This window comes from Mycobacterium sp. NTMscope_Eco_3 (assembly GCF_976985685.1).
The window spans coordinates 4,112,436-4,136,568 of the sequence record NZ_CDRJYZ010000001.1 but is presented as its reverse complement, the minus strand read 5'-3'; the positions used below and the strand labels follow the sequence as shown (position 1 = coordinate 4,136,568).

Sequence of the window (24,133 nt, the reverse complement as noted above, 5' to 3'; positions counted from 1 at the left end):
GATTGCATGCAGCCATGGCATACACGTGGCAGGCCGACGCGAGCGCTCTGCTGGCGCCCGGTGCGCGTGGTGTCGTTCGCGTGTTGGGCGGCCCCGGCACCGGGAAGAGCAGCCTGCTGGTCGAGGCCGCGGTCGCCCAGATCGACGCCGGGATGGCCCCGGAATCGGTTCTGCTGCTTACGGGTTCCGGTCGGCTCGGGATGGCCGAGCGCAGCGCGTTGACGACGGCGTTGCTGCGCTCGCGACCGAGCGGTCCGGGCCGGGTCGCCGTCAGCGAACCGCTGGTGCGGACCGTGCACGGGTACGCCTACGCGGTCTTGCGGCGTGCCGCCGAGCGCGCCGGTGATGCCCCCCCGCGGCTGGTCACCAGCGCCGAACAGGACGCCATCATCCGGGAACTGCTGGCCGGAGACCTCGACGACGGGCCACGCGCGGCCGCCGCATGGCCGGCGCAGCTGCGGCCGGCGCTGAGCACCGCGGGGTTCGCCACCGAACTGCGAAACCTGTTGGCCCGCTGCGCCGAACGCGGTGTCGAGCCCCAGGAACTGGAGCGGCTGGGCCGTCGTTGCCGCCGGCCGGAATGGACGGCCGCCGGTCAGTTCGCGCGCCAGTACGAACAGGTGATGTTGCTGCGCGCGGCGGTCGGCACGGCGGCGCCGGAGGCAAAGGCCCCCGCGCTGGGCGCCGCCGAATTGGTGGGCGCGGCGCTCGAGGCGTTCGCCGTCGATCCCGAGCTGCTGGCGTCCGAACGCGGCCGGATCCGCGTCCTGCTGGTCGACGACGCCCAACAGCTCGACCCTCAGGCGGCGCGCCTGGTTCGCGTGCTGGCGGCGGGCGCGGAGCTGGCGCTGGTCGCCGGTGACCCCAACCAGGCGGTGTTCGGCTTCCGGGGCGGCGAACCGGCCGGGCTGCTCAACGGCGACGCCCCGACGGTGACGTTGACGACGTCGCATCGCTGCGCGCCCGCCGTGGCCCGCGCCGTCAGCGGCATCGCCGCCCGGTTGCCCGGCGGCGCCGCCGGCCGCCGGATCGACGGCGCCGGGGCGGGGGAGGGATCGGTCACGGTGCGCCTGGCCGCCTCGGCGCACGCCGAAGCGGCGGCGATCGCCGACGCGCTGCGACGGGCGCACCTCGTCGACGGTGTGCCCTGGTCGCAGATGGCGGTCATCGTGCGGTCGGTGCCGCGGGCCGGCACGCGGTTGCCGCGCGCGCTGGCCGCCGCCGGGGTGCCGGTGGCCGCGGCCGCCACCACCGGGCCGTTGGCCGAGGAGCCGGCGGTGCGCGCGTTGCTGACCGTGCTGTCGGCCGCCGCCGACGGGCTGGACGGAGCGCGCGCGCTGGCGTTGCTGACCGGCCCCATCGGTCGGGTCGACCCGGTGTCGCTGCGCCGGCTGCGCCGAACACTGCAGCGCGCCAACCCCGATGGCCCGCCGGGCGATTTCGCCGAGCTGTTGGTCGACGCGCTGTCGGGCGCCGTGCCGCCGGGTCCGCAGTTCCGTTCGCTGCGCAAGGTCCGCGCGGTGCTGGATGCGGCCGCGCGGTGCCACGACGCCGGTCAAGACCCGCGCTACACCCTGTGGGCCGCCTGGCACCGGTCGGGGCTGCAGCGCCGCTGGCTGTCGGTCAGCGAGCGCGGTGGCCCCGGGGCCGCCCAGGCCGCCAGGGATCTCGAGTCGGTGACCGCGTTGTTCGACATCACCGACGACTACGTGTCGCGCACCTCGGGCGCGTCGTTGCGCGGCCTGGTCGAGCACGTCGCCGCGCTGCAGCTGCCGAGCGCCGGCCCCGAGCCGGTGGCCACGGCCGAGCAGGTCAGGGTGCTCAGCGCGCACGCCGCGCTGGGACACGAATGGGATTTCGTGGTCATCGCCGGATTGCAGGATGGGTTGTGGCCCAACACCGTTCCGCGCGGCGGTGTGCTGGCCACCCAGCGGCTGCTCGACGAGCTGGACGGGGTCACCGCGGACGCCTCGTTGCGCGCGCCCCTGGTGGCCGAGGAGCGCCGGTTGCTGGTGGCGGCGATGGGCCGCGCCCGCCGGCGACTGCTGGTGACGGCCGTCGACAGCGACACTGGCGGGGCGGACCACGCGGCCGCGCTGCCGTCGCCGTTCTTCTACGACATCGCGCAGTGGGCCGACGAGGACGTGGATGGGGCTGCGCTGCAACCTGTTTCGGCGCCGCGAGTGCTGTCGGCGGCCGCGCTGGTGGGCCGCCTGCGTGGCGTGGTCTGCGCCCCTGACGGGGCGGTGGACGAGCTCGCCCGCGATTGCGCGGCAACACAATTGGCCCGGTTGGCCAAAGCCGGGGTGCCCGGCGCCGATCCGGTCGGCTGGCACGGCCTGACCCCGGTGAGCACCGGTGAACCGCTGGGGGGCGGTGACGGCGTCGTCACGCTGACCCCGTCGACCCTGCAGACACTGACCGACTGCCCGCTGCGCTGGCTGGCCGAACGGCACGGCGGAACCAACCCGCGCGATCTGCGGTCCACCATCGGCTCGGTGGTGCACGCGCTGATCGCCGAACCGCACCGGAGCGAATCGGAACTGGTGGCCGAGCTGGAGCGCGCCTGGCAGCATCTACCCATTGAGGCGCAATGGCATTCGCACAACGAGCTGGCCCGTCACCGCGCGATGCTCGAGGCGTTCATCGAGTGGCGAAGCCAGAGCCGCGGCGCGCTCACCGAGGTCGGCGTCGAGGTCGAGATCGACGGAACCCTGGAAACCGGTGACGGGGAACAGGTTCGGTTGCGCGGCCGCGTCGACCGGCTGGAGCGCGACGCCGCCGGCCGGCTGGTGATCGTCGATGTCAAGACCGGCAAGTCCCCGGTCAGCAAGGACGACGCCCAACAACACGCCCAGCTGGCGATGTATCAGCTGGCGGTGGCCGAAGGCCTGGTGGTCTCCGGCGGCGACACTGTGGAACCCGGTGGGGCGCGGCTGGTTTACGTCGGCAAGACCGGTGCGGCGGGGGCCGTCGAACGGGAACAGGACCCGCTCACGGCGGCCGGCGGCGACGAATGGCGACAGGTCATCCGGCGAGCGGCGGACGCGACGGCCGGCCCGCAGTTCGTCGCGCGGCGCAACGACGGGTGCACGCACTGCCCCATCCGGCCGTGCTGTCCGGCGCACACCGACGGGGCGGCCCGATGAAGGCCCGCTACAGCCCGAGTGAATTGGCTTGTGCGCTAGGCCTTTTCCCGCCGACCGAGGAACAGTCCGCGGTCATCGCCGCGCCGCCGGGGCCGCTGGTCGTCATCGCCGGTGCCGGCGCCGGTAAGACCGAGACGATGGCCGCGCGGGTGGTGTGGCTGATCGCCAACGGCTACGCCGAACCCGCGCAGGTGCTGGGGCTGACGTTCACCCGCAAGGCCGCCGGCCAGCTGCTGCGCCGGGTCCGGTCCAGGCTGGCCCGGTTGGCCGGCGTCGGCCTGGGCGCGACGGGCCCCGCCGGCAATGCCGCCGAGCCCGAGGGCGCGCCGGTGATCAGCACCTACCACGCGTTCGCAGGCTCGTTGCTGCGCGACTACGGGCTGCTGCTGCCCGTCGAGCCCGACACCCGGTTGCTCAGCGAAACCGAGCTGTGGCAGCTGGCTTTCGACGTCGTCAACGGGTACCGCGGCGAGCTGCACACCGACAAGACCCCTTCCGCGCTCACTTCGATGGTGTTGCGGCTGTGGGGGCAGCTGGCCGAACACCTCGTCGACACCGGCCAGCTGCGCGACACCCACGTGGAGCTGGAGCGGCTCGTCCATGCCCTGCCCGCTGGTCCCTATCAGCGGGAGCGCGGGCCCAGCCAGTGGTTGCTGCGGCTGTTGGGCACCCAGACCGAGCGCGCGGAGTTGGTGCCACTGCTGGATGCGCTCAACGAGCGCATGCACGCCGCGAAGGTGATGGATTTCGGGATGCAGATGGCGTCGGCGGCGCGGCTGGCGGCGAGCTTCCCCCAGGTCGGCGAGGACCTGCGCGCCCGCTACCGGGTGGTGCTGCTCGACGAGTATCAGGACACCGGCCACGCCCAGCGCATCGCGCTGTCGGCCCTGTTCGGCGGCGGGGTCGACGACGGGTTGGCGCTGACGGCCGTCGGCGACCCCATCCAGTCCATCTACGGCTGGCGCGGGGCCTCGGCGACCAACCTGCCCCGGTTCACCACCGACTTTCCCCGCTCCGACGGCAGCCCCGCGCCCGTGCTGGAATTGCGGACCAGCTGGCGCAATCCGCCGCGGACCCTGCGGGTCGCCAACGCCGTATCCGCCGAAGCGCGACGGCGATCGGTGGCCGTGCACGCGCTGCGCCCGCGCCCCGACGCCCCGCCCGGCACCGTCCGCTGCGCCTTGCTGCCCGACGTGGTGGCCGAACGCGAGTGGATCGCCGACCACCTCGAGGCCCACTACCGGCGGGCCCGGGCCGACGGCGTGAGCCCGCCGACGGCCGCGGTGTTGGTGCGGCGCAACGCCGACGCCGCGCCGATAGCCGACGCGTTGCGGGCGCGCGGCATTCCCGTCGAGGTCGTCGGGCTGGCCGGGCTGCTGTCGGTTCCCGAGGTCGCCGAGGTGGTGGCCATGCTGCGGCTGGTCGCCGACCCGACGGCCGGCGCGGCGGCGATGCGGGTGCTTACCGGCGCGCGCTGGCGCCTCGGCGCCCGCGACATCGCCGCGCTGTGGCAGCGAGCGCGCGCGTTCGGCGGAAGCGCGGCGGACGCCGCGCCGCCCTCGCCCGAGGCGATCGCGCGCGCCGCCGGCCCCTCCCACGTCGACGCCGACACCGTCTGCCTGGCCGACGCGATCGCCGATCCGGGTCCGGCGGGCTCGTATTCGGCGGCGGGATATCAGCGCATCACCGCGCTGGCCGCCGAGCTGAACGCCCTGCGCGCCCACCTCGGCCATCCCCTCGCCGACCTGGTGGCCGAGGTGCGCCGCGTGCTGGGCGTCGACTGCGAAGTCCGGGCGGCGGCGGGGGTGGCAGCGGGCTGGGCCGGCACCGAGCACCTTGACGCGTTCGCCGACGTCGTCGCCGGTTACGCCGAGCGCGCCGACGGCGCGGCCACGCGACTGGACGCGTCCGCGACCGCCTCGGTGGCCGGCCTGCTGGCGTTTCTGGATGCCGCCGAGACGGTCGAGAACGGTTTGGCGCCAGCCCCCTTGGCCGCCGCGCGCGACCGCGTCCAGGTGCTCACCGTGCACTCCGCGAAGGGGCTGGAATGGCAGGTTGTGGCGGTCGCACACCTGTCGGGCGGGACGTTCCCGTCGACCGCGTCCAAGAGCACCTGGCTCACAGACGCGGCGGAGCTGCCGCCGCTGCTGCGCGGCGACCGCGCCGCCGCGGGCGCGCTGGGCATCCCGGTGCTCGACACCTCGGACGTCACCAACCGAAAACAACTGTCGGACAAGATCTCCGAGCACCGCCGCCAGCTCGATCAGCGGCGAGTCGACGAGGAGCGCCGATTGCTGTATGTCGCCATCACCCGGGCCGAGGACACGCTGCTGCTATCGGGACACCAGTGGGGCGCCACCGGGATCAAGCCGCGTGGCCCGTCGGACTTCCTGGTGGAGATCAAGGACGTCATCGACGGCGCGGCCGCGGCCGGCGACCCCTGCGGAACCGTGGAGCACTGGGCGCCGCCGCCCGCCGGCGGCGAGCGAAACCCGCTACGCGACAACGTTATCGAAGCGGTGTGGCCCGCCGACCCGCTGGCCGTGCGGCGCAACGAGGTCGAGCGCGGCGCGGCGCTGGTGAGCCAGGCGCTGGCCGCCGGGGCCGCCCAGCCGTGCGCCGATGTCGACGGCTGGGCCGCCGACGTCGACGCCTTGCTGGCCGAACGTGCGCGGCTGACCGAGCCGCCGAGCCGGGAGCTGCCCGGGCAGTTGTCGGTCAGCTCCCTGGTGGGCCTGGCGCGCGACCCGGCGGGTGCCGCGCAGCGGTTGAGGCACCGGCTGCCGTCGCGGCCGGACCCGCATGCGCTGCTGGGCAACGCGTTTCACGCCTGGGTACAGAAGTTCTACGGCGCCGAATGCCTGTTCGATCTCGGCGATCTGCCGGGGGCCGCGGACTCCGACGTCGGCGACCCCGCCGAATTGTCGCAACTGCAAGCAGCGTTCACCGAATCACCGTGGGCCGCAAGGACTCCCGTCGCCGTCGAGGTGCCGTTCGAGATGCCGATCGGTGACACCCTGGTCCGCGGGCGCATCGACGCGGTGTTCGCCGACCCCGATGGCGGCGCGACCGTGGTGGACTGGAAGACCGGTGAACCGCCGCGCGGCCCGGAGGCGCTGCGCCAGGCCGCCGTCCAGCTCGCGGTGTACCGGATGGCCTGGGCGGCGCTGTCCGGGGTCCCGGAATCGTCGGTGCGCACCGCCTTCTACTACGTGCGGGCCCGCACCACCGTCGTCCCCGACGAACTGCCGGGCGCCGCCGAGGTGGCCGGATTGCTGAGCGATGCGGGCGGCCTCCGGTGTGACCCGCGCCGCCCGAGTATGGGGGAGGTGGTGCCCGTGGTTACATAAGACGCGTGCGTGTCTCGTGCGCGGAAATCAAGCCGATGACGGGCCGCCGTGGGCAACGGTAGGTCGCGAAAGCTGAGCGGTCTGGATGAAGCGCTGACCGCCCAGCGCGGTCACCAGCTGATCAGCGTGGTGCGCATCCCCGAGGAGCACGCCAGTCCCATCCGCGTCATCACCCGCCGCCTGGCCATCGCCCTGGTGGTGCTGTTCGGCGCGGCCGTCATCGTCTACCTGGACCGCGACGGTTTCCGCGATGTGCGCAACGAGCCGCTGACTTTTTTGGACTGCCTGTATTTCTCGGCGGTTTCGCTGTCGACGACCGGCTATGGCGACATCACGCCGTACACCGAAACCGCGCGCCTGGTGCACACCCTGATCTTCACCACGCTGCGGATCGCGTTCCTGGCCGTGCTGGTCGGCACCACGCTCGAAGTGCTCTCCGAGCGGTCTCGCCAAGGGTGGAAGATTCAGCGTTGGAGGAGCAGAGTGCGCAACCACACCATCGTGATCGGCTATGGCACCAAGGGGAAAACGGCGGTCGCCGCCATCCTCGGCGACGAAACGATCCAGACGGAGGTCGTCGTCGTCGACACCGACCGCAGCACGCTCGAGCACGCCGAGAGCGCCGGCCTGGTCACCGTGCACGGCGACGCCACCAAGGCCGATGTGCTGCGGCTGGCCGGGGCCCAGCACGCCGCGTCCATCATCGTCGCCGCCAGCCGCGACGACACCGCGGTGCTGGCGACGCTGACGGCGCGCGAGATCGCGCCCAAGGCGAAGATCGTCGCCTCGATCCGCGAGACCGAAAACCAGCACCTGCTGCAGCAGTCGGGCGCGGACTCGGTGGTGGTCTCGTCGGCGACCGCCGGTCGCCTCCTCGGGCTGGCCACCACGACGCCCAGCGTCGTGGAGATGATCGAGGACCTGCTGACCCCCGACGCCGGCCTGGCGATCGCCGAGCGCGAGGTTGAGCAGAGCGAAGTCGGCGGCTCGCCGCGGCATTTGCGCGACATCGTGCTCGGCGTGGTGCGCGACGGCCACCTGTGGCGCATCGATGCCCCGGAGGTGGACGCCGTCGAGGCCAACGACCGGCTGCTCTACATCCGAAGCGTCGGGCACTGATGGCGATCGCGGACTTTCAGCTGCGCAGCGTCCCGTTGCTGTCGCGCGTCGGCGCCGACCGAGCCGATCAGCTGCGCACCGACGTCGAAGCGGCCACCGCGGGCTGGGCCGGGGCGGCGCTGCTGCGGGTGGACTCGCGCAATCAGGTGCTGGTCGCCGACGGTCGCGTGGTGCTGGGCGCCGCCGCCGAGCTGGGCGACAAGCCGCCGTCGGAGGCGGTGTTTCTGGGGCGCCTCGAGGACGGCCGCCACGTGTGGGCGATCCGCGGCGCCCTGCAAGCCCCGGAGGATCCCGACACGCATACCGAGGTGGTGAACCTGCGCAGCCTCGGCCCGATCTTCGACGACACCAGCGGCCAGCTGATGTCATCGGCTGTGGCGCTGCTGAATTGGCATGAGAAGTCGCGGTTCAGCTCGGTCGACGGCGCACCGACACGCCCGGCACGGGCGGGCTGGTCACGCGTCAACCCGGTCACCGGGCACGAGGAGTTCCCGCGCATCGACCCGGCGGTGATTTGTCTGGTGCACGACGGCGGCGACCGCGCGGTGCTGGCACGCCAGGCGGTGTGGCCGGAGCGGATGTTCTCGCTGCTGGCCGGATTCGTCGAGGCCGGTGAGTCATTCGAGGGATGTGTGGCTCGGGAGATCCGCGAGGAGATCGGGCTGACCGTGCGCGACGTGCGCTACCTGGGCAGTCAGCCGTGGCCGTTCCCGCGCTCGCTGATGGTCGGCTTCCACGCCGTCGGCGATCCGGCGCAGGATTTCTCGTTCAACGACGGCGAGATCGCCGAGGCGGCGTGGTTCACCCGCGATGAGGTGCGCGAGGCCCTGGCGGCCGGGGATTGGTCGAGTTCCTCGGAGTCCAAACTCCTACTGCCCGGGTCGATTTCGATCGCTCGGGTGATCATCGAATCCTGGGCCGCGATCGACTGACCCGGGCGCCGGACGGCGACGTTCAGTTGCCGGTCTCGGCCAGCTTCGCCTTCACCTGGGCCGCGCTCGGGTTGGTCAGCGTCGACCCGTCGGCGAACTTCACCGTCGGGACCGTTCGGTTGCCGCCGTTGACCGAGCTGACGAAGTCAGCCGCCGCCGCGTCGTGCTCGATGTCGACCGCCTCGTACGGAATTCCGTTGGACTTGAGCACCGTCATGAGCCGATGGCAGTAGCCGCACCAGGAGGTGGTGTAGACGGTGAGCGGGGCAGTGGTCGTCATAGCCCGATAACGTAGCCCGGCGACGATGCATTCCGCGCGGCGGGATGCGGAGGAGTGGGATGCGACTCGCCGGCGCGACACGCCAGGGCATCCGATTCGGGCGTGGCGATGCATCGCCTTCGTCGGCGACTTGTCAGTATGGGAAGCCACTATGGACGCCATGCCGACGGTCGCCGATCCACTGACAGCCGGGCTGGACGACGAGCAGCGCGAGGCCGTGCTGGCTCCGCGCGGCCCGGTCTGTGTGCTGGCGGGCGCCGGAACGGGCAAGACCCGCACCATCACTCACCGGATCGCCCAGCTGGTCGCCGGCGGTCATGTCGCCGCCGGCCAGGTGCTGGCGGTCACGTTCACCCAGCGGGCGGCGGGGGAGATGCGCTCCCGGTTGCGGGCGATCGACGCCGCGGCGGGCACGGGAACGGCGGTCGGCGGGGTCTCGGCCCTGACCTTTCACGCCGCCGCCCACCGGCAGCTGCGGTACTTCTGGCCGCGGGTGGTCGGTGACACGGGCTGGCAGCTGCTGGACAGCAAGTTCGCCGTGGTGGCCCGGGCGGCCGGCCGCATCCGGCTCAATGCCGGCACCGACGACGTGCGCGACCTGGCGGGCGAGATCGAGTGGGCCAAGGCGTCGCTGATCGGTCCCGAGGAATACCCCGCCGCGGTCGCCGCCGCGGGGCGGGACATCCCCCTGGACGCCGCCCAGATCGCCGGCGTCTACGCCGCCTACGAGGCCCTCAAAGCCCGCGGCGAACACGTCACCCTGCTCGATTTCGACGACCTGCTGCTGCACACCGCGGCCGCGATCGAAAACGACCCGGCGGTGGCCGAGGAGTTCCGTGACCGCTACCGCTGCTTCGTGGTCGACGAATACCAGGACGTCACGCCGTTGCAGCAGCGGGTGCTGACGGCCTGGTTGGGCGACCGCGACGACCTGACGGTGGTGGGCGATGCCAACCAGACCATCTACTCGTTCACCGGGGCGTCGCCGCGGTTCCTGCTCGACTTCTCCCGCCGCTTCCCCGATGCCACCGTCGTGCGCCTGGAGCGTGACTATCGGTCCACCCCCCAGGTGGTGTCGCTGGCCAACCAGGTGATCGCCGCGGCGCGCGGGCGGGTCGCCGGCAGCAAGCTGCACCTGGTGGGCCAGCGCGCACCGGGCCCGGCGCCGACGTTTCACGAGCATCCCGACGAACCGGCCGAGGCCGCCGCGGTCGCGGCGTCGATCGCGCGGCTGATCGAATCGGGCACCCCGCCGTCCGAGATCGCCGTGCTGTATCGGGTCAACGCGCAGTCGGAGATCTACGAGGAGGCGTTGACCGAGGCGGGCATCGCCTACCAGATCCGCGGCGGCGAGGGATTCTTCAATCGCCAGGAGATCAAACAGGCCCTGCTGGCGCTGCAACGCGCCGCCGAGCGCGGCGCTGAGGATGGTGCCGACGCGCCCCTGCCGGACGTCGTGCGCGCGGTGTTGGAACCGTTGGGGCTGACGGCCCAGGAACCGGTCGGCACCCGGGCCCGCGAGCGCTGGGAAGCCCTGAGCGCGCTGGCTGAACTGGTGGACGACGAAGTGGCGCAACGCCCGCAGCTGGACTTCCCGGGGCTGCTGGCGGAGCTTCGGATGCGCGCCGACGCCCGGCACCCGCCGGTGGTGCAGGGCGTCGCGCTGGCGTCGCTGCACGCCGCCAAGGGACTCGAGTGGGACGCGGTGTTTCTGGTCGGGTTGGCCGACGGCACGCTGCCCATTTCGCACGCCCTGGCGCACGGCGCCGAAAGCGAGGCGGTCGAGGAGGAGCGCCGCCTGCTTTACGTCGGAATCACCAGGGCCCGAACGCATTTGGCGCTCAGCTGGGCGCTGGCCCGTAGCCCGGGCGGGCGCCAGGGCCGCAAGCCGTCGCGGTTCCTCAACGGCATCGCACCCCAGGCGCGGGCCGAGCCGGGGCCGAACAAGTCTCGGCGCAACCGCGCCACCGTGACCCGCTGCCGGATCTGCAACAACAACCTGACCACTCCGGCGGCCGTCATGCTGCGCCGCTGCGAGACGTGCGCGGCCGACATCGACGAGGGCCTGTTACTGCGGCTCAAGGCGTGGCGGCTCGACGTCGCCAAGGAACAGAAGGTGCCCGCCTACGTCGTCTTCACCGACAACACCTTGATCGCCATCGCCGAGCTGCGGCCCGACGACGACGAGGCGCTGATCGCGATTCCCGGCATCGGCGCGCGCAAGCTCGAACAGTACGGTCCCGACGTGCTGGAGCTGGTTCGCGGTCGCTGACCGGTAAACCCGCAGGTACAAAATCGGTTGTGACGGCGACGGTGACCGTTTACCCTCGATACCGCAACTGCGCACTACGGAATCGGCACGGCGGAAGGAGGGTGGCCACGATGATCAGCGACGCGTTCGGTGTAGGCGTGGCGGCCCCCGACCTGTCCGCGGGTATCGCCCATGCCGCACACGCCGCCGTGTCGGCGGCCGCGCGTAAGCATCGCGCCGCCGCCGCGACCGACGCGTCCGTAGGAGTCGGGGGCCCACCGCAGGCAAGGTAAGCACCAGCCCCGGTTTTCACCCAGATGGCCACGGACCCCGAAGTCAAGGATCCGTGGCCATAGTTGTCGGGTAGACACTTTTCGACCTGGTCCGGATCACCGCCAAGGACAGCAACCCAGACCAGGAAGTAGGTGGTAGGACATGTCGGCACCGACAGCCCCCAGGCCGGACTTGCCGTGTCACGCCGGCGATCCCGATCTCTGGTTCGCCGAAGCCCCGGCCGATCTCGAGCGCGCCAAGTCGCTGTGCGTCGACTGCCCGGTGCGCCGCCAATGCCTGGCGGCCGCGTTGGAACGGGCCGAACCCTGGGGCGTGTGGGGCGGCGAGATCTTCGACCGTGGTTCGGTCCTGAGCTTCAAACGACCACGGGGACGCCCCCGCAAGGCGGCCGCCTAGGGCGCGAAAGTGCAACTGCCGACACGTTTCCCGAGGTGGTTTCACGCGGTGGATGCAACGGTGGGTGGTTTGGACAATAGTTCGTTGAGGGCTTCGGCGGGTGTATTCCAGTCCAGGGTTTGGCGTGGTCGTCCGTTGAGTTCGGCGGCGACGTAGTCCAGGTAGCCGGCGCCATAGACCGATAGGTCGGTGCCTTTCGGAAAGTATTGGCGCAAAAGCCCATTGGTGTTCTCGTTGCTACCGCGTTGCCACGGCGAGTGTGGATCGCAGAAGTAGATATCCAAGTCAGTGGCGTCAGCGATGGCGAGGTGGTTGGTCAACTCCTTGCCCTGGTCCCAGGTCAACGAGCGGCGTAGATGGTCGGGCAACTCGGCCATTTTGGCCACGATGGCGTTTTGCACCGCCAGGGCGCCGTGGTCATCGGGCAGGTGCAAGAGCATGACAAAACGGGTGGTGCGCTCAACCAGAGTGCCAATCGCGGACCCCGATTTGGTGCTGCCCAGGATCAGGTCGCCTTCCCAGTGACCGGGGACGGCACGGTCGGCGACCTCGGGTGGGCGTTGGCTGATATTGACCATGTCGGGGATACGTCCGTGGCGGCGGGCCCCGGGCTGGTGCTGGGATCGGCGCACCGCGCGTTTGGTCCGCAGGCACCGATGCAGCTCGCGGCGCAACGAGCCGCGGCCCTGAACGTAAATGGCCTGGTAAATGGCCTCGTGGGACACCCGCATCTCCGGATCATCAGGGAAGTCGCGGCGCAGCCGCGCGGCTATCTGAGTTGGGCTATGCAACTGTTTTAACCGAGTCTGCACTTCGGCGTGCAGCCTGTCATTGATCGCGAGCTTGCGGGTCTTGGGGCGCCGCGCCCGATCAGCGGCACGGTCATGCGCCGACACGGCCAGATAGCGCACGCTCGCGGTCTTGCCGCTTTGGCGGGCCCCGAACGCCTCTTTGCGCCGATACCCCGATTTGCAGCCCGTATGGCGGTTACGCAACTCGCAGTTGCTGTCGATCTCACGCTTAATCGTCGATGCTGGCCGGCCCAACCGGCGCCCGATCGAGCGCAAAGATTCCTGGGCATGCACACCGGCCTGGATCTCGATGCGTTCCTGCAAGCTCAACCGCGGCCGGGGACCGCAGATATTCGGTGTCCTGAAACGGGGTTTCACCCCGCCAGCCTCACGGAACCACTGCCGACCCGTGCCTTGCGACACGCCGACGGCCACGCCCGCCGAGCCCGGATCAAGGCCCCGCCGAACACATTCCCAAAACACCGGAACCCGCGACCGCAACGTCCCATTGGCCATCGCAACACTCCTCACTCAGAAGATGTGTTGCATCCATCCCTTGAAATCAAGCGAGTGTCGGCGTCGGTAGTTGCACTTTCGTGAACTTCACGACCGCGCGGACTAGACGACCGCGCTGTCCGGTTCGGCGAACCCGGGCACCAGCTCTTCGGAGAGCGCCTTGATCGGCACGTGGGCGTCCAGCTGACACAGGATCGCGGCCACCGACATGATCACCCGCATCGGGATCACCAGCTTGGGCGGCAGGTCCATCTGCCGGGCGGTGCGGATCTGCGACACGGACCGGTCGATCTCGATTGCCGACATCTTCTGTAGCCACTTGCGGGTGTAGTGGAAGACGTCGACCTCGACCGGTTCGACGTACTGGCGCAGCATGTCGTCGATGTCGCGCACCGACACCTGCTGGCCCTTCTGGATGAAGCCGGCCTTTTCCATCGTCGGCAACAGCAGGTCGTAGTTCTTGTCGCGGGCGAGCCGGATGCTCATGCCGAGCTCGATCGGCAAGCCGCCGGGTAGCGGCGCGACGGCGCCGAAGTCGATCACGCCCATGCGGCCGTCGTCGAGCAGCATGAAGTTGCCCGGGTGGGCGTCGCCGTGCAGCATCTCCAGCCGGCGCGGCGCGTCGAACGTGAGCTCGAGCAGGCGGGCGCCGATCAGGTCGCGCTGCTCGACGGTGCCGTGCCGGATGATCTCCGCCATGGGGGTGCCCTGCATCCACTCCTGGATCACCACCTTCGGCGCGCTGGCGACGATGCGCGGCACCGCGAAGTGCGGGTGGTCGTGATACGCCTTGGCGAAGGCGCGCTGGTTCTCGGCCTCGAGCCGGTAGTCCAGCTCCATCTCGGTGCGCTCGATCAGCTCGTCGACCACGCCTTGGATGTCGGCGCCCGGCGCGAGTTGCTTGAACACCCCGACCAGCCGCTGCATGGTCTTGAGGTCAGCCCGCAGCGCCTCGTCGGCTCCGGGGTACTGGATCTTGACCGCCACCTCGCGGCCGTCGGACCACACCCCCTTGTGCACCTGGCCGATGCTGGCCGAGGCCACCGGGGTGTCGTCGAACGAACTGAACCGCTCGCGCCACTTGGTGCCCAGTTGGGCGTCGAGCACCCGGTGCACCTTGGCCGCGGGCAGCGGCGGGGCGTCCTTCTGCAGCTTGGTCAACGCCTCGCGGTAGGGCTCGCCGAACTCCTCGGGGATCGCGGCCTCGAGCACCGACAGCGCCTGGCCCACCTTCATCGCGCCGCCCTTGAGCTCACCCAAGACGGTAAACAATTGGTGGGCGGCCTTCTCGAGAAGCTCGGCCTGGACCTCGTCCCTGGACTTACCCGTCAGCCGTTTACCGAATCCGAGCGCTGCCCGACCGGCGAATCCGACCGGAATGCTGGCCAGCTTGGCGTTACGCGCAGCCCGGCCCCGTTTGATGTCTGCCACGTAACCATCATCCATGATGACCTGCGCGATGTGGAGAGAAGACGACAACGCTCGTTGTCACAATCCGTAGGCCCAGGTCAGCGGGTGCGCCCGCATCAGCAGGCGCACAACGGGTGTTTCTCCCATTGCCGCGCGACGATCGCGCCGGCGTGCAGATCGAATTCCAGCGTCGCGTTGAGCGTCTGGGGTGGCTTCGCATCGGAGGTCGCCTCTTGCCCGCGCACGGCCGCGATCACCCGGTTCACCTGAGACAGCGCCAGCGCCGCGGTCGCCAGCACGGTGGCGCGGTCGGCGACGCCGACGGTCTCCCGCAGCTGCGCACAAATCGCCGGCCACGCCGCGTCGCGGTCCCGGCGGTGCAGGTCCGCGCAGGCCAGGCAGCTCGTCACGCCGGGGATCACCAGCGGACCCACCAGCCCGATGCCGTCGCGCACCCGCACCACCAGGTGCGCGACGCCCTGATCGTGCAGATCGCGCACCATGCGCGGGTCGGCGACCAGGTAGTCCGAGAACACGACCAGGTCGACGTCGCCGGCCGACACCGCGGCGTGCGGTTGGCTGCTGTGCGCGATCCGGGCGCCCGAGCAGCGCAACGACTCCATCAGCAGCTCCGAGAGCGGCCCGCGGCCGTGCACGCGCACCGACGGGGCCCGGCCGCGCGGTCGCCCGCATTCGGTCGCCACCCCGGCGTCGACGAGTTGGGCCACCAGGCTTCTCAGGCCGTCGGCGTCGGTCAGGCCACGGTCGAGCGCCCGCCGCTGCAGCTCCGGCAGGGGGGTCGGGGACGACATGGACCGCAACAGCGTGGCCAGTTCGGCGGCGGCCAAGCCGCTCGGGGGGCGCACCAGCACCGCGCGGCGGGGATCCCAGCCGACCTGGACGGCGCCATCGGGCCGCAGCAGCACCGGCATCGCCGGGTCCAGCGCATAGGTGGACAGCACCGCCTGGCACTGCTGAGTCACCGCGCAACTGTGTCACGCAGGAGGCAATGGCTCCGCTCAGTTATCCACAGAACCGGTGCCGGGGCCCGGCCCCTCCGGATCCTGGCCCTCGCGCTCGAGTTTGGCGATCGCCTCGTCGATGCCGCTGGTGTCGCCGCCGATGACCCGGTCGATGAATCCGGCCGGCTCGTCGAGGTCCTCGGCGTCGGGCAGCAGGTCGGGGTGTTGCCAAATGCCGTCGCGGGTGTCGACCCCGGCGGCCTGCGTCAGGCGCTCCCAGAACGCGGCGGCTTCACGCATCTTGCGCGGCCGCAGCTCCAACCCGACCAGCGTCGCGAAGGTCTGCTCGGCCGGGCCGCCGCTGGCGCGGCGCCGGCGCAGCGTCTCACCGAGCGCGCCCGCGCCCGGAATCCGGTCGCCCAGGGCGGCGGCCACCACCACCTGCACCCACCCTTCGATCAGGGCGAGCAGCGTCTCCAGGCGCTCCAGCGCCTGCGTCTGCGCGGGAGTGGCCTTGGGCTCGAAAACGCCCTGCCCCAACAGGTTTTCGATCGCCGCCGGATCCGACAGCGACGCCGGATTGAAGTCGCGGGCGAGCTCCTCGATTCCCGACATATCGATCTGCATGCCCATCGCGTAGGCCTCGACCGCGCCCAGTAGTTGGCTCGACAGCCAGGGGACGTGGCTGAACAGCCGGTGGTGGGCGGCCTCGCGCGCGGCCAGGAAGGTCAGGATCTCGCTGCGCGGCCGCTCGAGTCCGGTGGTGAACGATTCGACGGCGTCGGGCAAGATCGCCGCAATTCCCTTGGGGCCCAACGGCAAACCGATGTCGGTCGAGGTCAGCACCTCGCGGGACAACCGGCCCAGCGCCTGCCCGAGCTGCGAGCCGAACGCCATGCCACCCATCTGCGACATCATCTGCAGCAGCGGGCCGGCCATGCTCTTGGCTTCCTCGGGCAGCGACGCCGCCCACACCGTCGAGATCTGTTGGGCCATCGGGTCACACAGCCGCTTCCACGTCTCCAACGTGTTGTCGACCCAGTCGGCGGGCGTCCAACCCACCGCCTTGGCGGTGCCCGCGGGCAGTGCCGTCGCCCCGTCCAGCCAGGTTTCGGCCAGGTGCACCGCGTCGGCGATCGCCGAGTTCGTCGTGGCCGGCACCGGCGCCACGAAGCCGATCGAATTCGACGCGACGCGACGCGCCAGTTCGTAATTGACCGGCCCCGAGGCCGTTCCGCCGGGTCCGACGGTGCCCGCGCTGCTGAACATCTGACCCAGCTGGGTGAAGATCTGCCCCAGGTCACCCATGCCGAAATCGCCGCTCATGCCGAACGCGGCGAACGGGTCGGAAGGGTTCGAGCCCGAATCGGGATCTTTTTTCCCGGGTTTGTCGGGGTCCTCCCCGTGGGAGAAGCCGAACGGCAGGTCAGCCATGACCCCAACGGTACTCACCGTGGGATCGGAAGGCGCGCGACGGCGGGTCAGCTTGTAGCTGAACCACGTAACCGGACCCTTGCAGCCGAATGACCGGCGACGTGGCCCGTCTAGTGTGTTCGGCGTGAACAGGCGCATCCTGACCTTGATGGTCGCGCTGGTGCCGATCGTGGTGTTCGGCGTCTTGCTGGCGGTGGTGACGGTGCCGTTCGTGTCGCTGGGTCCCGGCCCCACCTTCGACACGCTCGGCGAGGTCGACGGCAAGCAGGTGGTGGCGATCCAGGGCACCCTGACGCATCCGACCACCGGTCACCTGAACATGACCACGGTGTCCCAGCGCGACGATCTGACGCTGGGCGAGGCGCTGACGCTTTGGCTTTCGGACACCGAACAGCTGGTGCCGCGCGACCTCATCTACCCGCCCGGCAAGTCCCGGGAGGAAGTGGACAAGGCCAACAACGCGGACTTCAAGCAGTCCGAGGACAGCGCCGAATACGCGGCACTGGGCTATTTGAAGTACCCCTCAGCGGTCACCGTGGCGAAGGTCCCCGAACCCGGTCCCTCGGCGGGCAAGCTGAAGGCCGGCGACGCCATCGACGCGGTCAACGGCACGCCGGTGGCCACCGTCGACGCTTTCACCGGGCTGCTGAAGAGCACCAAACCCGGTCAGACCGTGACGATCGACTACCGCCGCAAGAACGAACCCGCCGGTGTGGCGCAGATCACGCTGGGCGCCAACAAGGACCGCGACTACGGCTACGTCGGCGTCGCGGTGCTCGACGCGCCGTGGGCGCCGTTCGTCGTGGACTTCAACCTCGCCAACATCGGCGGCCCGTCCGCCGGGCTGATGTTCAGCCTGGCGGTGGTCGACAAGTTGACCACCGGGGGCCTGGCCGGGTCGAACTTCATCGCGGGTACCGGCACCATCACCGCCGACGGCAAGGTCGGCCAGATCGGCGGCATCACGCACAAGATGGTCGCCGCGCACGCGGCCGGGGCGACGGTGTTTCTGGTGCCGGCGAAGAACTGTTACGAGGCCAGTTCGGACAATCCGTCCGGACTGCGGTTGGTCAAGGTCGAGACGCTCGGCCAGGCAGTAGATGCGCTGCACGCGATCACGTCCGGTGGGCAGCCGCCGAGTTGCTAGGCAAGCGCGGGATCGCCGGTTGTCGCAATGCGTAGAGTTGTCACCGTCTAGCAATCGATCAGGGAGCGTAGCCAGTGGGGATGCGGCCCACCGCAAGAATGCCGAAGCTGACTCGGCGTAGCCGGATTCTGATCCTGATCGCACTGGGTGTGATCGCTTTGCTGCTCGCGGGTCCGCGGCTGATCGACGCCTACGTCGACTGGCTGTGGTTCGGCGAGCTCGGCTACCGCTCGGTGTTTTCCACCGTGCTCGTCACCCGGTTCGTGGTCTTTCTCATCGCCGGCCTGCTGGTGGGCGGCATCGTGTTCGCCGGGCTCGCGGTGGCCTACCGCACCCGCCCGGTGTTCGTGCCGAGCAACGACAACGACCCGGTGGCGCGGTACCGCGCCGTGGTCCTTTCCCGGCTGCGCCTGGTCAGTGTCGGCGTACCGGTGGCGATCGGCTTGCTGGCCGGCATCATCGCGCAAAGCTATTGGGTGCGGATCCAACTGTTCCTGCACGGCGGAGACTTCGGCATCAAGGACCCGCAGTTCGGCAAGGACCTCGGCTTCTACGCGTTCGAGTTGCCGTTCTACCGGCTGCTGCTCAGCTACCTGTTCGTGGCGGTGTTCCTGGCGTTCGTGGCCAACGTGTTGTCCCACTACGTCTTTGGCGGCATTCGGCTGTCCGGACGCACCGGTGCGCTGAGCCGTTCGGCGCGGATCCAGCTGGTCACCCTGGTCGGGCTGTTGGTGCTGCTCAAGGCGGTCGCCTATTGGCTGGACCGCTACGAGCTGTTGTCGCACACCCGCGGCGGCAAGCCCTTCACCGGAGCCGGATACACCGACATCAACGCCGTGCTGCCGGCGAAGCTGATCCTCATGGCGATCGCGCTGATCTGCGCGGGCGCGGTGTTCTCCGCGGTCGTCCTGCGGGACTTGAGGATTCCCGCGATCGGCCTGGTCCTGCTGTTGCTGTCGTCGCTGATCGTGGGCGCGGGCTGGCCGTTGATCGTCGAACAGATCAGCGTCAAACCCAATGCCGCGCAAAAGGAAAGCGAATACATCAGCCGCAGCATCGCCGCGACGCGGCAGGCCTACGGTCTGACCGCGGACGTGGTCACCTACCGCAACTACACCGGCGACGCGCAGGCCACCGCCCAGCAGGTCGCCGACGACCGCGCGACCACCTCCAACATCCGGCTGCTCGACCCGACCATCGTCAGCCCGGCGTTCACCCAGTTCCAGCAGGGCAAGAACTTCTACTACTTCCCCGACCAACTCTCCATCGACCGGTACCTCGACCGCAACGGGTCGTTGCGGGACTACGTCGTGGCGGCGCGCGAACTCAACCCCGACCGGCTGATCGACAACCAGCGTGACTGGATCAACCGGCACTCGGTCTACACCCACGGCAACGGGTTCATCGCGTCGCCGGCCAACACGGTGCGCGGAATCGCCAACGACCCCAACCAAAACGGTGGCTATCCCGAATTTCTGGTCAACGTCGTCGGCGCCAACGGCAACGTGGTGTCCGACGGTCCCGCGCCGCTCGACCAGCCGCGCGTCTACTACGGGCCCGTCATCTCCAACACCGCGGCGGACTACGCGATCGTCGGGCGCAACGGCGCGGATCGCGAATACGACTACGAGACCAGCAACGAAACCAAGAACTACACCTACACCGGGCTCGGCGGCGTCGCCCTCGGCGACTGGCTGTCGCGCAGCGTGTTCGCCGCCAAGTTCGCCGAGCGGAATTTCCTGTTTTCCAATGTGATCGGCTCGAACAGCAAGATCCTGTTCAACCGCGACCCGGCGCGCCGCGTGGAGGCGGTGGCGCCGTGGCTGACCACCGACAGCTCCGTGTACCCGGCGATCGTCAACAAGAGACTGGTGTGGATCATCGACGGCTACACCACGTTGGACAACTACCCGTACTCCGAACTCACGTCGCTGGAGTCGGCGACCGCGGACTCCAACGAGGTGGCGTTCAACCGGCTCGCACCCGACAAGCGGGTCTCCTACATCCGCAACTCGGTGAAGGCGACCGTGGACGCCTATGACGGCACCGTCAGCCTGTATCAGCAAGACGAACAGGATCCGGTGCTCAAGGCGTGGATGCGGGTGTTCCCGGGCACCGTCAAGCCCAAGAGCGACATCAGCCCCGAGTTGGCCGAGCACCTGCGCTATCCCGAAGACCTGTTCAAGGTGCAGCGGATGCTGCTGGCGAAGTATCACGTCAACGATCCGGTGACGTTCTTCTCGACGTCGGACTTCTGGGACGTGCCGCTGGACCCGAACCCCACGGCCAGCAGCTACCAGCCGCCCTACTACATCGTCGCGAAAAACATTGCGAAGAACGACAATTCGTCGTCCTATCAGTTGACGAGCGCGATGAACAGGTTCAAGCGCGACTACCTCGCCGCCTACATCAGCGCGAGCTCCGACCCTGCGACGTACGGCCGGATCACCGTGCTGACCATCCCGGGTCAGGTCAACGGGCCGAAGCTGGCCAACAACGCGATCACCACCGACCCGGCGGTGTCCCAGGACCTCGGGGTGATCGGGCGCGACAACCAGAACCGGATCCGGTGGGGCAACCTGCTCACCTTGCCGGTGGGTCAGGGCGGGTTGCTCTACGTCGAACCCGTGTACGCCTCCCCGGGGGCCAGCGACGCGGCGTCGTCCTACCCGCGGCTGATCCGGGTGGCGATGATGTACAACGACAAGATCGGCTACGGCCCCACCGTGCGTGACGCGCTCACCGGGCTGTTCGGTCCCGGCGCGGGCGCGGCGGCGACGGGCATTCAGCCCACCGAGTCGGGGACGCCCGCGGCGAGCGCGCCGGCCCCCGCGGCGACACCGGGATCGCCACCGCCCGCGGCCGCACCGCCGGTGCCTGACGGGTCCGTGGCGCTGTCACCCGCCAAAGCCGCTGCGCTGCAAGAGATTCAGGCTGCACTCGGCGCGGCCAAAGCCGCGCAGAAGAAGGGCGACTTCGCTGGCTATGGTGCCGCGTTGCAGCGCCTGGACGACGCGATCACCAAGTACAACAACACCAAATAGCTTTCAGGCGTAGGCCGTCCGGAACCTGTCCCGATAAGCCTTCGGGCTGATGCCCAGGTGGTTGACGAACGCGCGTCGCAGCGTTTCGATGCTGCCGAAGCCGGCCATGCCCGCGGTCTCGGTGACCGATCGTCCGGCTTCGAGCGCGTTGCGGGCGAAGCCGATTCGAACCAATTCGACGTAGCGCGCCGGGGTCATCCCGAGCTCGGATGCAAACAGCCGGGTCAGCTGGCGTGTGCTCAACGAGGCCAGTGCCGCAAGCCTTTTCACGCTGTGGTCGGCGGAGGGGTCGGCCGCGATCGCTTCGGTGACCGCGCGCAGCGGCGACTGCGGCGGGGGATCGGCCTCGACCAGCACCGAGAATTGTGATTGTCCGCCGGCGCGTTTCAGGTAGACGACCAGCCACCGGGCGACGTCGCGGACCAGTTCGGTGCCGTAGTCCATTTCGACCAGCGCCAGCGCCAGGTCGATGCCCGAGGAAATCCCGGCGGAGGTGAAGACGTCGCCGTCGCGGACGAAGATCGCGTCGGGCTCGACGGTAATGTCGGGGAAGGCCCGGGCCAGCCGCCGGGTGTCGTGCCAGTGCGTGGTGGCGCGCCGACCGTGCAGCACCCCGGCCTGCGCGAGGATGAACGACCCGGTGCAGATGGACGCCATCCGCCGGGTTCGCTCCGAGACGGACCCGATGGCTTCGACGAGCGCGGGGTTGATCGGTCGCCCCGGCAGGTGGTCGCTGCCGGCGACCAGGACGGTGTCGGCGGAATCGATGGCCGAGATCGAGTGGGTGACCCCCAATCGGGTCCCGATCGACGTTGTCACGTCGCCGCCGTCCACCGACGCGACGGTGAGCCGGTAATCGGCGCCGAACCGGTTGGCCTCGACGAAGACTTCGCCCGCCCCGGCGACGTCCAGCAGCGTCACCCCGTCGAAGACGACGATGACCACCACCCGGGAACGCGCTCCACCTGTAGCCACGTGAGCCATTGTGTCGCTTTCTGGGGAGTTGACGGCTGAAACGACCGGCGTCGGATCGTCCGGACCGTCGCACACTGAGCACGACGGTCACCGGAGAAGGAGACGACAAGATGACCACCAGTTCGATCGACACCATCGCCGGCATCCACGTGCCCGACACCGCGCTGGTGCGCGAGGTCACCGACTTCATTCGCGACAGCGCAGACGAGTTGCTGTTCAACCACTCCCGGCGGGTGTTCTTCTTCGGCGCGCTGCAGGGCATGCGCCGCGGGGTGCAACCCAACCTGGAGTTGCTCTACGTCGCGGCCATGTTCCACGACCTCGGCCTGACGGAGCACTACCGCAACTCGACCGTCCGCTTCGAGGTCGACGGCGCCAACGCGGCGCGGGACTTCCTGATGGACGCCGGCGTCGACAAGGCCGACGCCGACACGGTGTGGCTCGGCATCGCCCTGCACACCACCCCCGGCGTGCCGGAGTTCCTGGCGCCCGAAGTCGCGCTGCTGCAGGCCGGTGTGGAAGTCGACGTGGTCGGCGTCGGGCGCGAGCAGCTGGCCCCCGAAGCGCTCGCCGCGGTGATCGCCGCCCACCCGCGCCCGCAGTTCAAGCAGCGCATCCTGGCGGCGTTCAACGACGGCATGAAGCACCGCCCGCACACCACGGCCGGCACCATGAACGCCGACGTCCTGGCGCACTTCGATCCGGCGTTCGAGCGCGTCGATTTCGTCGACAAGATCCTCAACAACGGCTGGCCGGAATAGCCCGGACGGGAGTAGACAGATGGACATCTACGAAGCGCTGTACACGACCAGGATGATGCGGCGCCTGCGGCCCGATCCGGTTCCGCTGGACACGCACGCCCGGATCCTCGACGCGGCCGTTCGCGCCCCCAACGGGGCCAACACCCAACGCTGGCACTTTGTGGCCGTTGACGATCCGGCGCTCATCCGCGAGTTCGCTCAGCTGTTCCGGCAGGCCCGCGCCCTCGAATACGAGAAGTTCGGGGCGGGGACGGGGCCGATGGTGGCGCCCGCGCCCGGCGCCGACGCGGCCGCACACGCCGAAACGATGCGCCGGATCAAAGGTTCGGGGGACTACCTCGCCGACCATTTCGAAGAAATTCCCTTGTTGCTCTTCGTCTTCGCGATCGACGACCTCGGCGGCGCCAACATCTTCCCGGCGATCTGGAGTGTGCTGCTCGCCGCCCGCGCCGAGGGTGTCGGCGGCGTCATGACGATGGTGCTCCGCAACTTCGAGGACAGGGTCGACGAGTTGTTGGGCGTGCCCGTCGAGGAGGGCTGGACGATGTCGGCCATGCTGGCCCTCGGCTACCCGCGGGGCACATGGGGTGTCGCGGCCAATCGCCATCCCGTGCAAGAGGTTTCATCCCGTAACGGCTGGGACACGCCGTTCGGTGTCGAAGTGCCGCAGCCGCTTTGGCCGCCCCAGGGCGACACGGCGACCGCGGTCGGGTTCTGAAAAGGAGGAACGTCAGATGAGCGGCGCGAACGAAATCGGGGTCACGGTCGTGCAGCCGGGGGAGGGCGATTACGTTGCCCTGCCTGGGTTTGGGGCCGTCTTCAAGCTGTCCGGCAAGACCAACGGCGGCGAGGTGTCCATCGTCGAGCACCCGTTTGCGGTCGGCCTGCTCACCGCCGCGCACCGGCACACCCGCGAGGACGAGCATTCGATCGTGCTGGCTGGCGAGATCGGCTTCCGCTCGGACGACAGTGAGGTCGTCCTCGGGCCCGGCGGCTACATCACCAAGCCCCGCGGGCAGATGCACGCGATGTGGAACGCCGGCAGCGAGCCGGGCCGCATCATCGAAGTCATCACCCCGGGCGGGTTCGAGAACTATTTCCGTGAACTCGGTGAGCTGCTCCTCGAGCACGCCGACGACCCGGCCGGCAAGCCGCTGCACGAGTTGCCCGAGTTCGGCGAACTCGCCGACAAATACGGGCTGACCTACGGGTCACCGGAGTGGATGGACGACATCGCCCAGCGATATGGACTGAACCCGCCGTCACACTGAACGAGGCCGCCCGCCCCGCTGAGCGCGCGATTTGGTCGCCGTGACACCGGT

At 69.8% G+C, this 24,133-nt stretch carries 18 protein-coding genes; 12 read left to right on the top strand and 6 right to left on the bottom strand.

All coding sequences use genetic code 11. From position 1 onward, the window contains the following. Nucleotides 1–14 precede the first annotated feature (14 nt). Genes AC0KTM_RS18985 through nudC form a run of 4 tightly spaced genes read left to right on the top strand, consistent with a single transcriptional unit; the run spans nucleotide 15 to nucleotide 8,550 of the window. Nucleotides 15–3,149 carry an ATP-dependent helicase gene (locus AC0KTM_RS18985; protein WP_472416397.1) on the top strand — a complete coding sequence of 1,045 codons (3,135 nt, stop codon included), beginning with the start codon at nucleotides 15–17 and terminating at the stop codon, nucleotides 3,147–3,149. Beyond that, on the top strand, nucleotides 3,146–6,499 hold the full coding sequence (locus AC0KTM_RS18980; protein ID WP_472417517.1) for an ATP-dependent helicase: 3,354 nt from the start codon (nucleotides 3,146–3,148) through the stop codon (nucleotides 6,497–6,499). Before AC0KTM_RS18985 ends, AC0KTM_RS18980 begins: the two co-directional genes overlap by 4 nt. A gap of 48 nt (nucleotides 6,500–6,547) precedes the next feature. After that, nucleotides 6,548–7,618 carry a potassium channel family protein gene (locus tag AC0KTM_RS18975; protein ID WP_225330599.1) on the top strand — a complete coding sequence of 357 codons (1,071 nt, stop codon included), beginning with the start codon at nucleotides 6,548–6,550 and terminating at the stop codon, nucleotides 7,616–7,618. Next, on the top strand, nucleotides 7,618–8,550 hold the full coding sequence (gene nudC / locus AC0KTM_RS18970) for an NAD(+) diphosphatase (RefSeq protein WP_238956661.1): 933 nt from the start codon (nucleotides 7,618–7,620) through the stop codon (nucleotides 8,548–8,550). The genes AC0KTM_RS18975 and nudC overlap by 1 nt, the downstream gene beginning before the upstream one ends. A gap of 22 nt (nucleotides 8,551–8,572) precedes the next feature. On the opposite strand, the gene mrx1 is transcribed toward nudC, so the two are convergent. Continuing rightward, a complete protein-coding gene (mrx1, locus tag AC0KTM_RS18965) occupies nucleotides 8,573–8,830 on the bottom strand; it encodes a mycoredoxin Mrx1 (RefSeq protein WP_225330601.1) in 258 nt (85 codons plus the stop codon). Nucleotides 8,831–8,990: 160 nt separating this feature from the next. On the opposite strand from mrx1, the gene AC0KTM_RS18960 reads away from it, so the two are divergent. From AC0KTM_RS18960 to AC0KTM_RS18950, 3 genes are all read left to right on the top strand, one after another. Beyond that, nucleotides 8,991–11,102 carry an ATP-dependent DNA helicase UvrD2 gene (locus tag AC0KTM_RS18960; protein WP_472417515.1) on the top strand — a complete coding sequence of 704 codons (2,112 nt, stop codon included), beginning with the start codon at nucleotides 8,991–8,993 and terminating at the stop codon, nucleotides 11,100–11,102. Between the two features lie 110 nt (nucleotides 11,103–11,212). Then, nucleotides 11,213–11,374, top strand: a complete 162-nt coding sequence (locus AC0KTM_RS18955; protein ID WP_472416395.1) for a hypothetical protein — start codon at nucleotides 11,213–11,215, stop codon at nucleotides 11,372–11,374. 142 nt (nucleotides 11,375–11,516) lie between these two features. After that, nucleotides 11,517–11,771 carry a WhiB family transcriptional regulator gene (locus tag AC0KTM_RS18950; RefSeq protein ID WP_225330604.1) on the top strand — a complete coding sequence of 85 codons (255 nt, stop codon included), beginning with the start codon at nucleotides 11,517–11,519 and terminating at the stop codon, nucleotides 11,769–11,771. Between the two features lie 41 nt (nucleotides 11,772–11,812). Here the strand turns inward: AC0KTM_RS18950 and AC0KTM_RS18945 are convergent, their stop codons facing one another. The 4 genes from AC0KTM_RS18945 to AC0KTM_RS18930 all read right to left on the bottom strand — a co-directional run bounded on the left by AC0KTM_RS18945 (nucleotide 11,813) and on the right by AC0KTM_RS18930 (nucleotide 16,902). Continuing rightward, entirely contained in the window at nucleotides 11,813–13,078 is a 1,266-nt protein-coding gene (locus AC0KTM_RS18945; RefSeq protein ID WP_238956496.1) for an IS30 family transposase, read from the bottom strand. Nucleotides 13,079–13,180: 102 nt separating this feature from the next. Continuing rightward, nucleotides 13,181–14,524: a macrolide-binding ATPase MABP-1 gene (locus tag AC0KTM_RS18940; RefSeq protein ID WP_225326328.1), complete on the bottom strand. Its 1,344-nt coding sequence runs from the start codon at nucleotides 14,522–14,524 to the stop codon at nucleotides 13,181–13,183. A gap of 80 nt (nucleotides 14,525–14,604) precedes the next feature. Continuing rightward, nucleotides 14,605–15,420 carry a cyclodehydratase gene (locus AC0KTM_RS18935; RefSeq protein ID WP_238957365.1) on the bottom strand — a complete coding sequence of 272 codons (816 nt, stop codon included), beginning with the start codon at nucleotides 15,418–15,420 and terminating at the stop codon, nucleotides 14,605–14,607. Nucleotides 15,421–15,507: 87 nt separating this feature from the next. Continuing rightward, on the bottom strand, nucleotides 15,508–16,902 hold the full coding sequence (locus tag AC0KTM_RS18930; protein ID WP_472416393.1) for a zinc-dependent metalloprotease: 1,395 nt from the start codon (nucleotides 16,900–16,902) through the stop codon (nucleotides 15,508–15,510). A gap of 106 nt (nucleotides 16,903–17,008) precedes the next feature. Between AC0KTM_RS18930 and AC0KTM_RS18925 the strand changes: the two genes are divergently transcribed. Further along, on the top strand, nucleotides 17,009–18,031 hold the full coding sequence (locus tag AC0KTM_RS18925) for a YlbL family protein (protein WP_225326330.1): 1,023 nt from the start codon (nucleotides 17,009–17,011) through the stop codon (nucleotides 18,029–18,031). 74 nt (nucleotides 18,032–18,105) lie between these two features. Beyond that, nucleotides 18,106–21,075, top strand: coding sequence for a UPF0182 family protein (locus AC0KTM_RS18920; RefSeq protein WP_472416390.1), 2,970 nt, complete (start codon nucleotides 18,106–18,108; stop codon nucleotides 21,073–21,075). Nucleotides 21,076–21,078: 3 nt separating this feature from the next. Here AC0KTM_RS18920 and AC0KTM_RS18915 read toward each other — a convergent pair whose 3' ends face one another. Beyond that, nucleotides 21,079–22,059, bottom strand: a complete 981-nt coding sequence (locus tag AC0KTM_RS18915; RefSeq protein WP_472416388.1) for a GlxA family transcriptional regulator — start codon at nucleotides 22,057–22,059, stop codon at nucleotides 21,079–21,081. Between the two features lie 101 nt (nucleotides 22,060–22,160). On the opposite strand from AC0KTM_RS18915, the gene AC0KTM_RS18910 reads away from it, so the two are divergent. Genes AC0KTM_RS18910 through AC0KTM_RS18900 form a run of 3 tightly spaced genes read left to right on the top strand, consistent with a single transcriptional unit; the run spans nucleotide 22,161 to nucleotide 24,082 of the window. Next, nucleotides 22,161–22,811 (top strand): HD domain-containing protein, encoded by a 651-nt coding sequence (locus AC0KTM_RS18910; protein ID WP_225326333.1) that lies wholly within the window; start codon nucleotides 22,161–22,163, stop codon nucleotides 22,809–22,811. A 19-nt stretch (nucleotides 22,812–22,830) separates the two neighbouring features. Further along, nucleotides 22,831–23,529, top strand: a complete 699-nt coding sequence (locus AC0KTM_RS18905; protein WP_472416386.1) for a nitroreductase family protein — start codon at nucleotides 22,831–22,833, stop codon at nucleotides 23,527–23,529. Between the two features lie 16 nt (nucleotides 23,530–23,545). Further along, entirely contained in the window at nucleotides 23,546–24,082 is a 537-nt protein-coding gene (locus tag AC0KTM_RS18900; protein ID WP_225326335.1) for a cupin domain-containing protein, read from the top strand. Nucleotides 24,083–24,133: the final 51 nt, after the last annotated feature.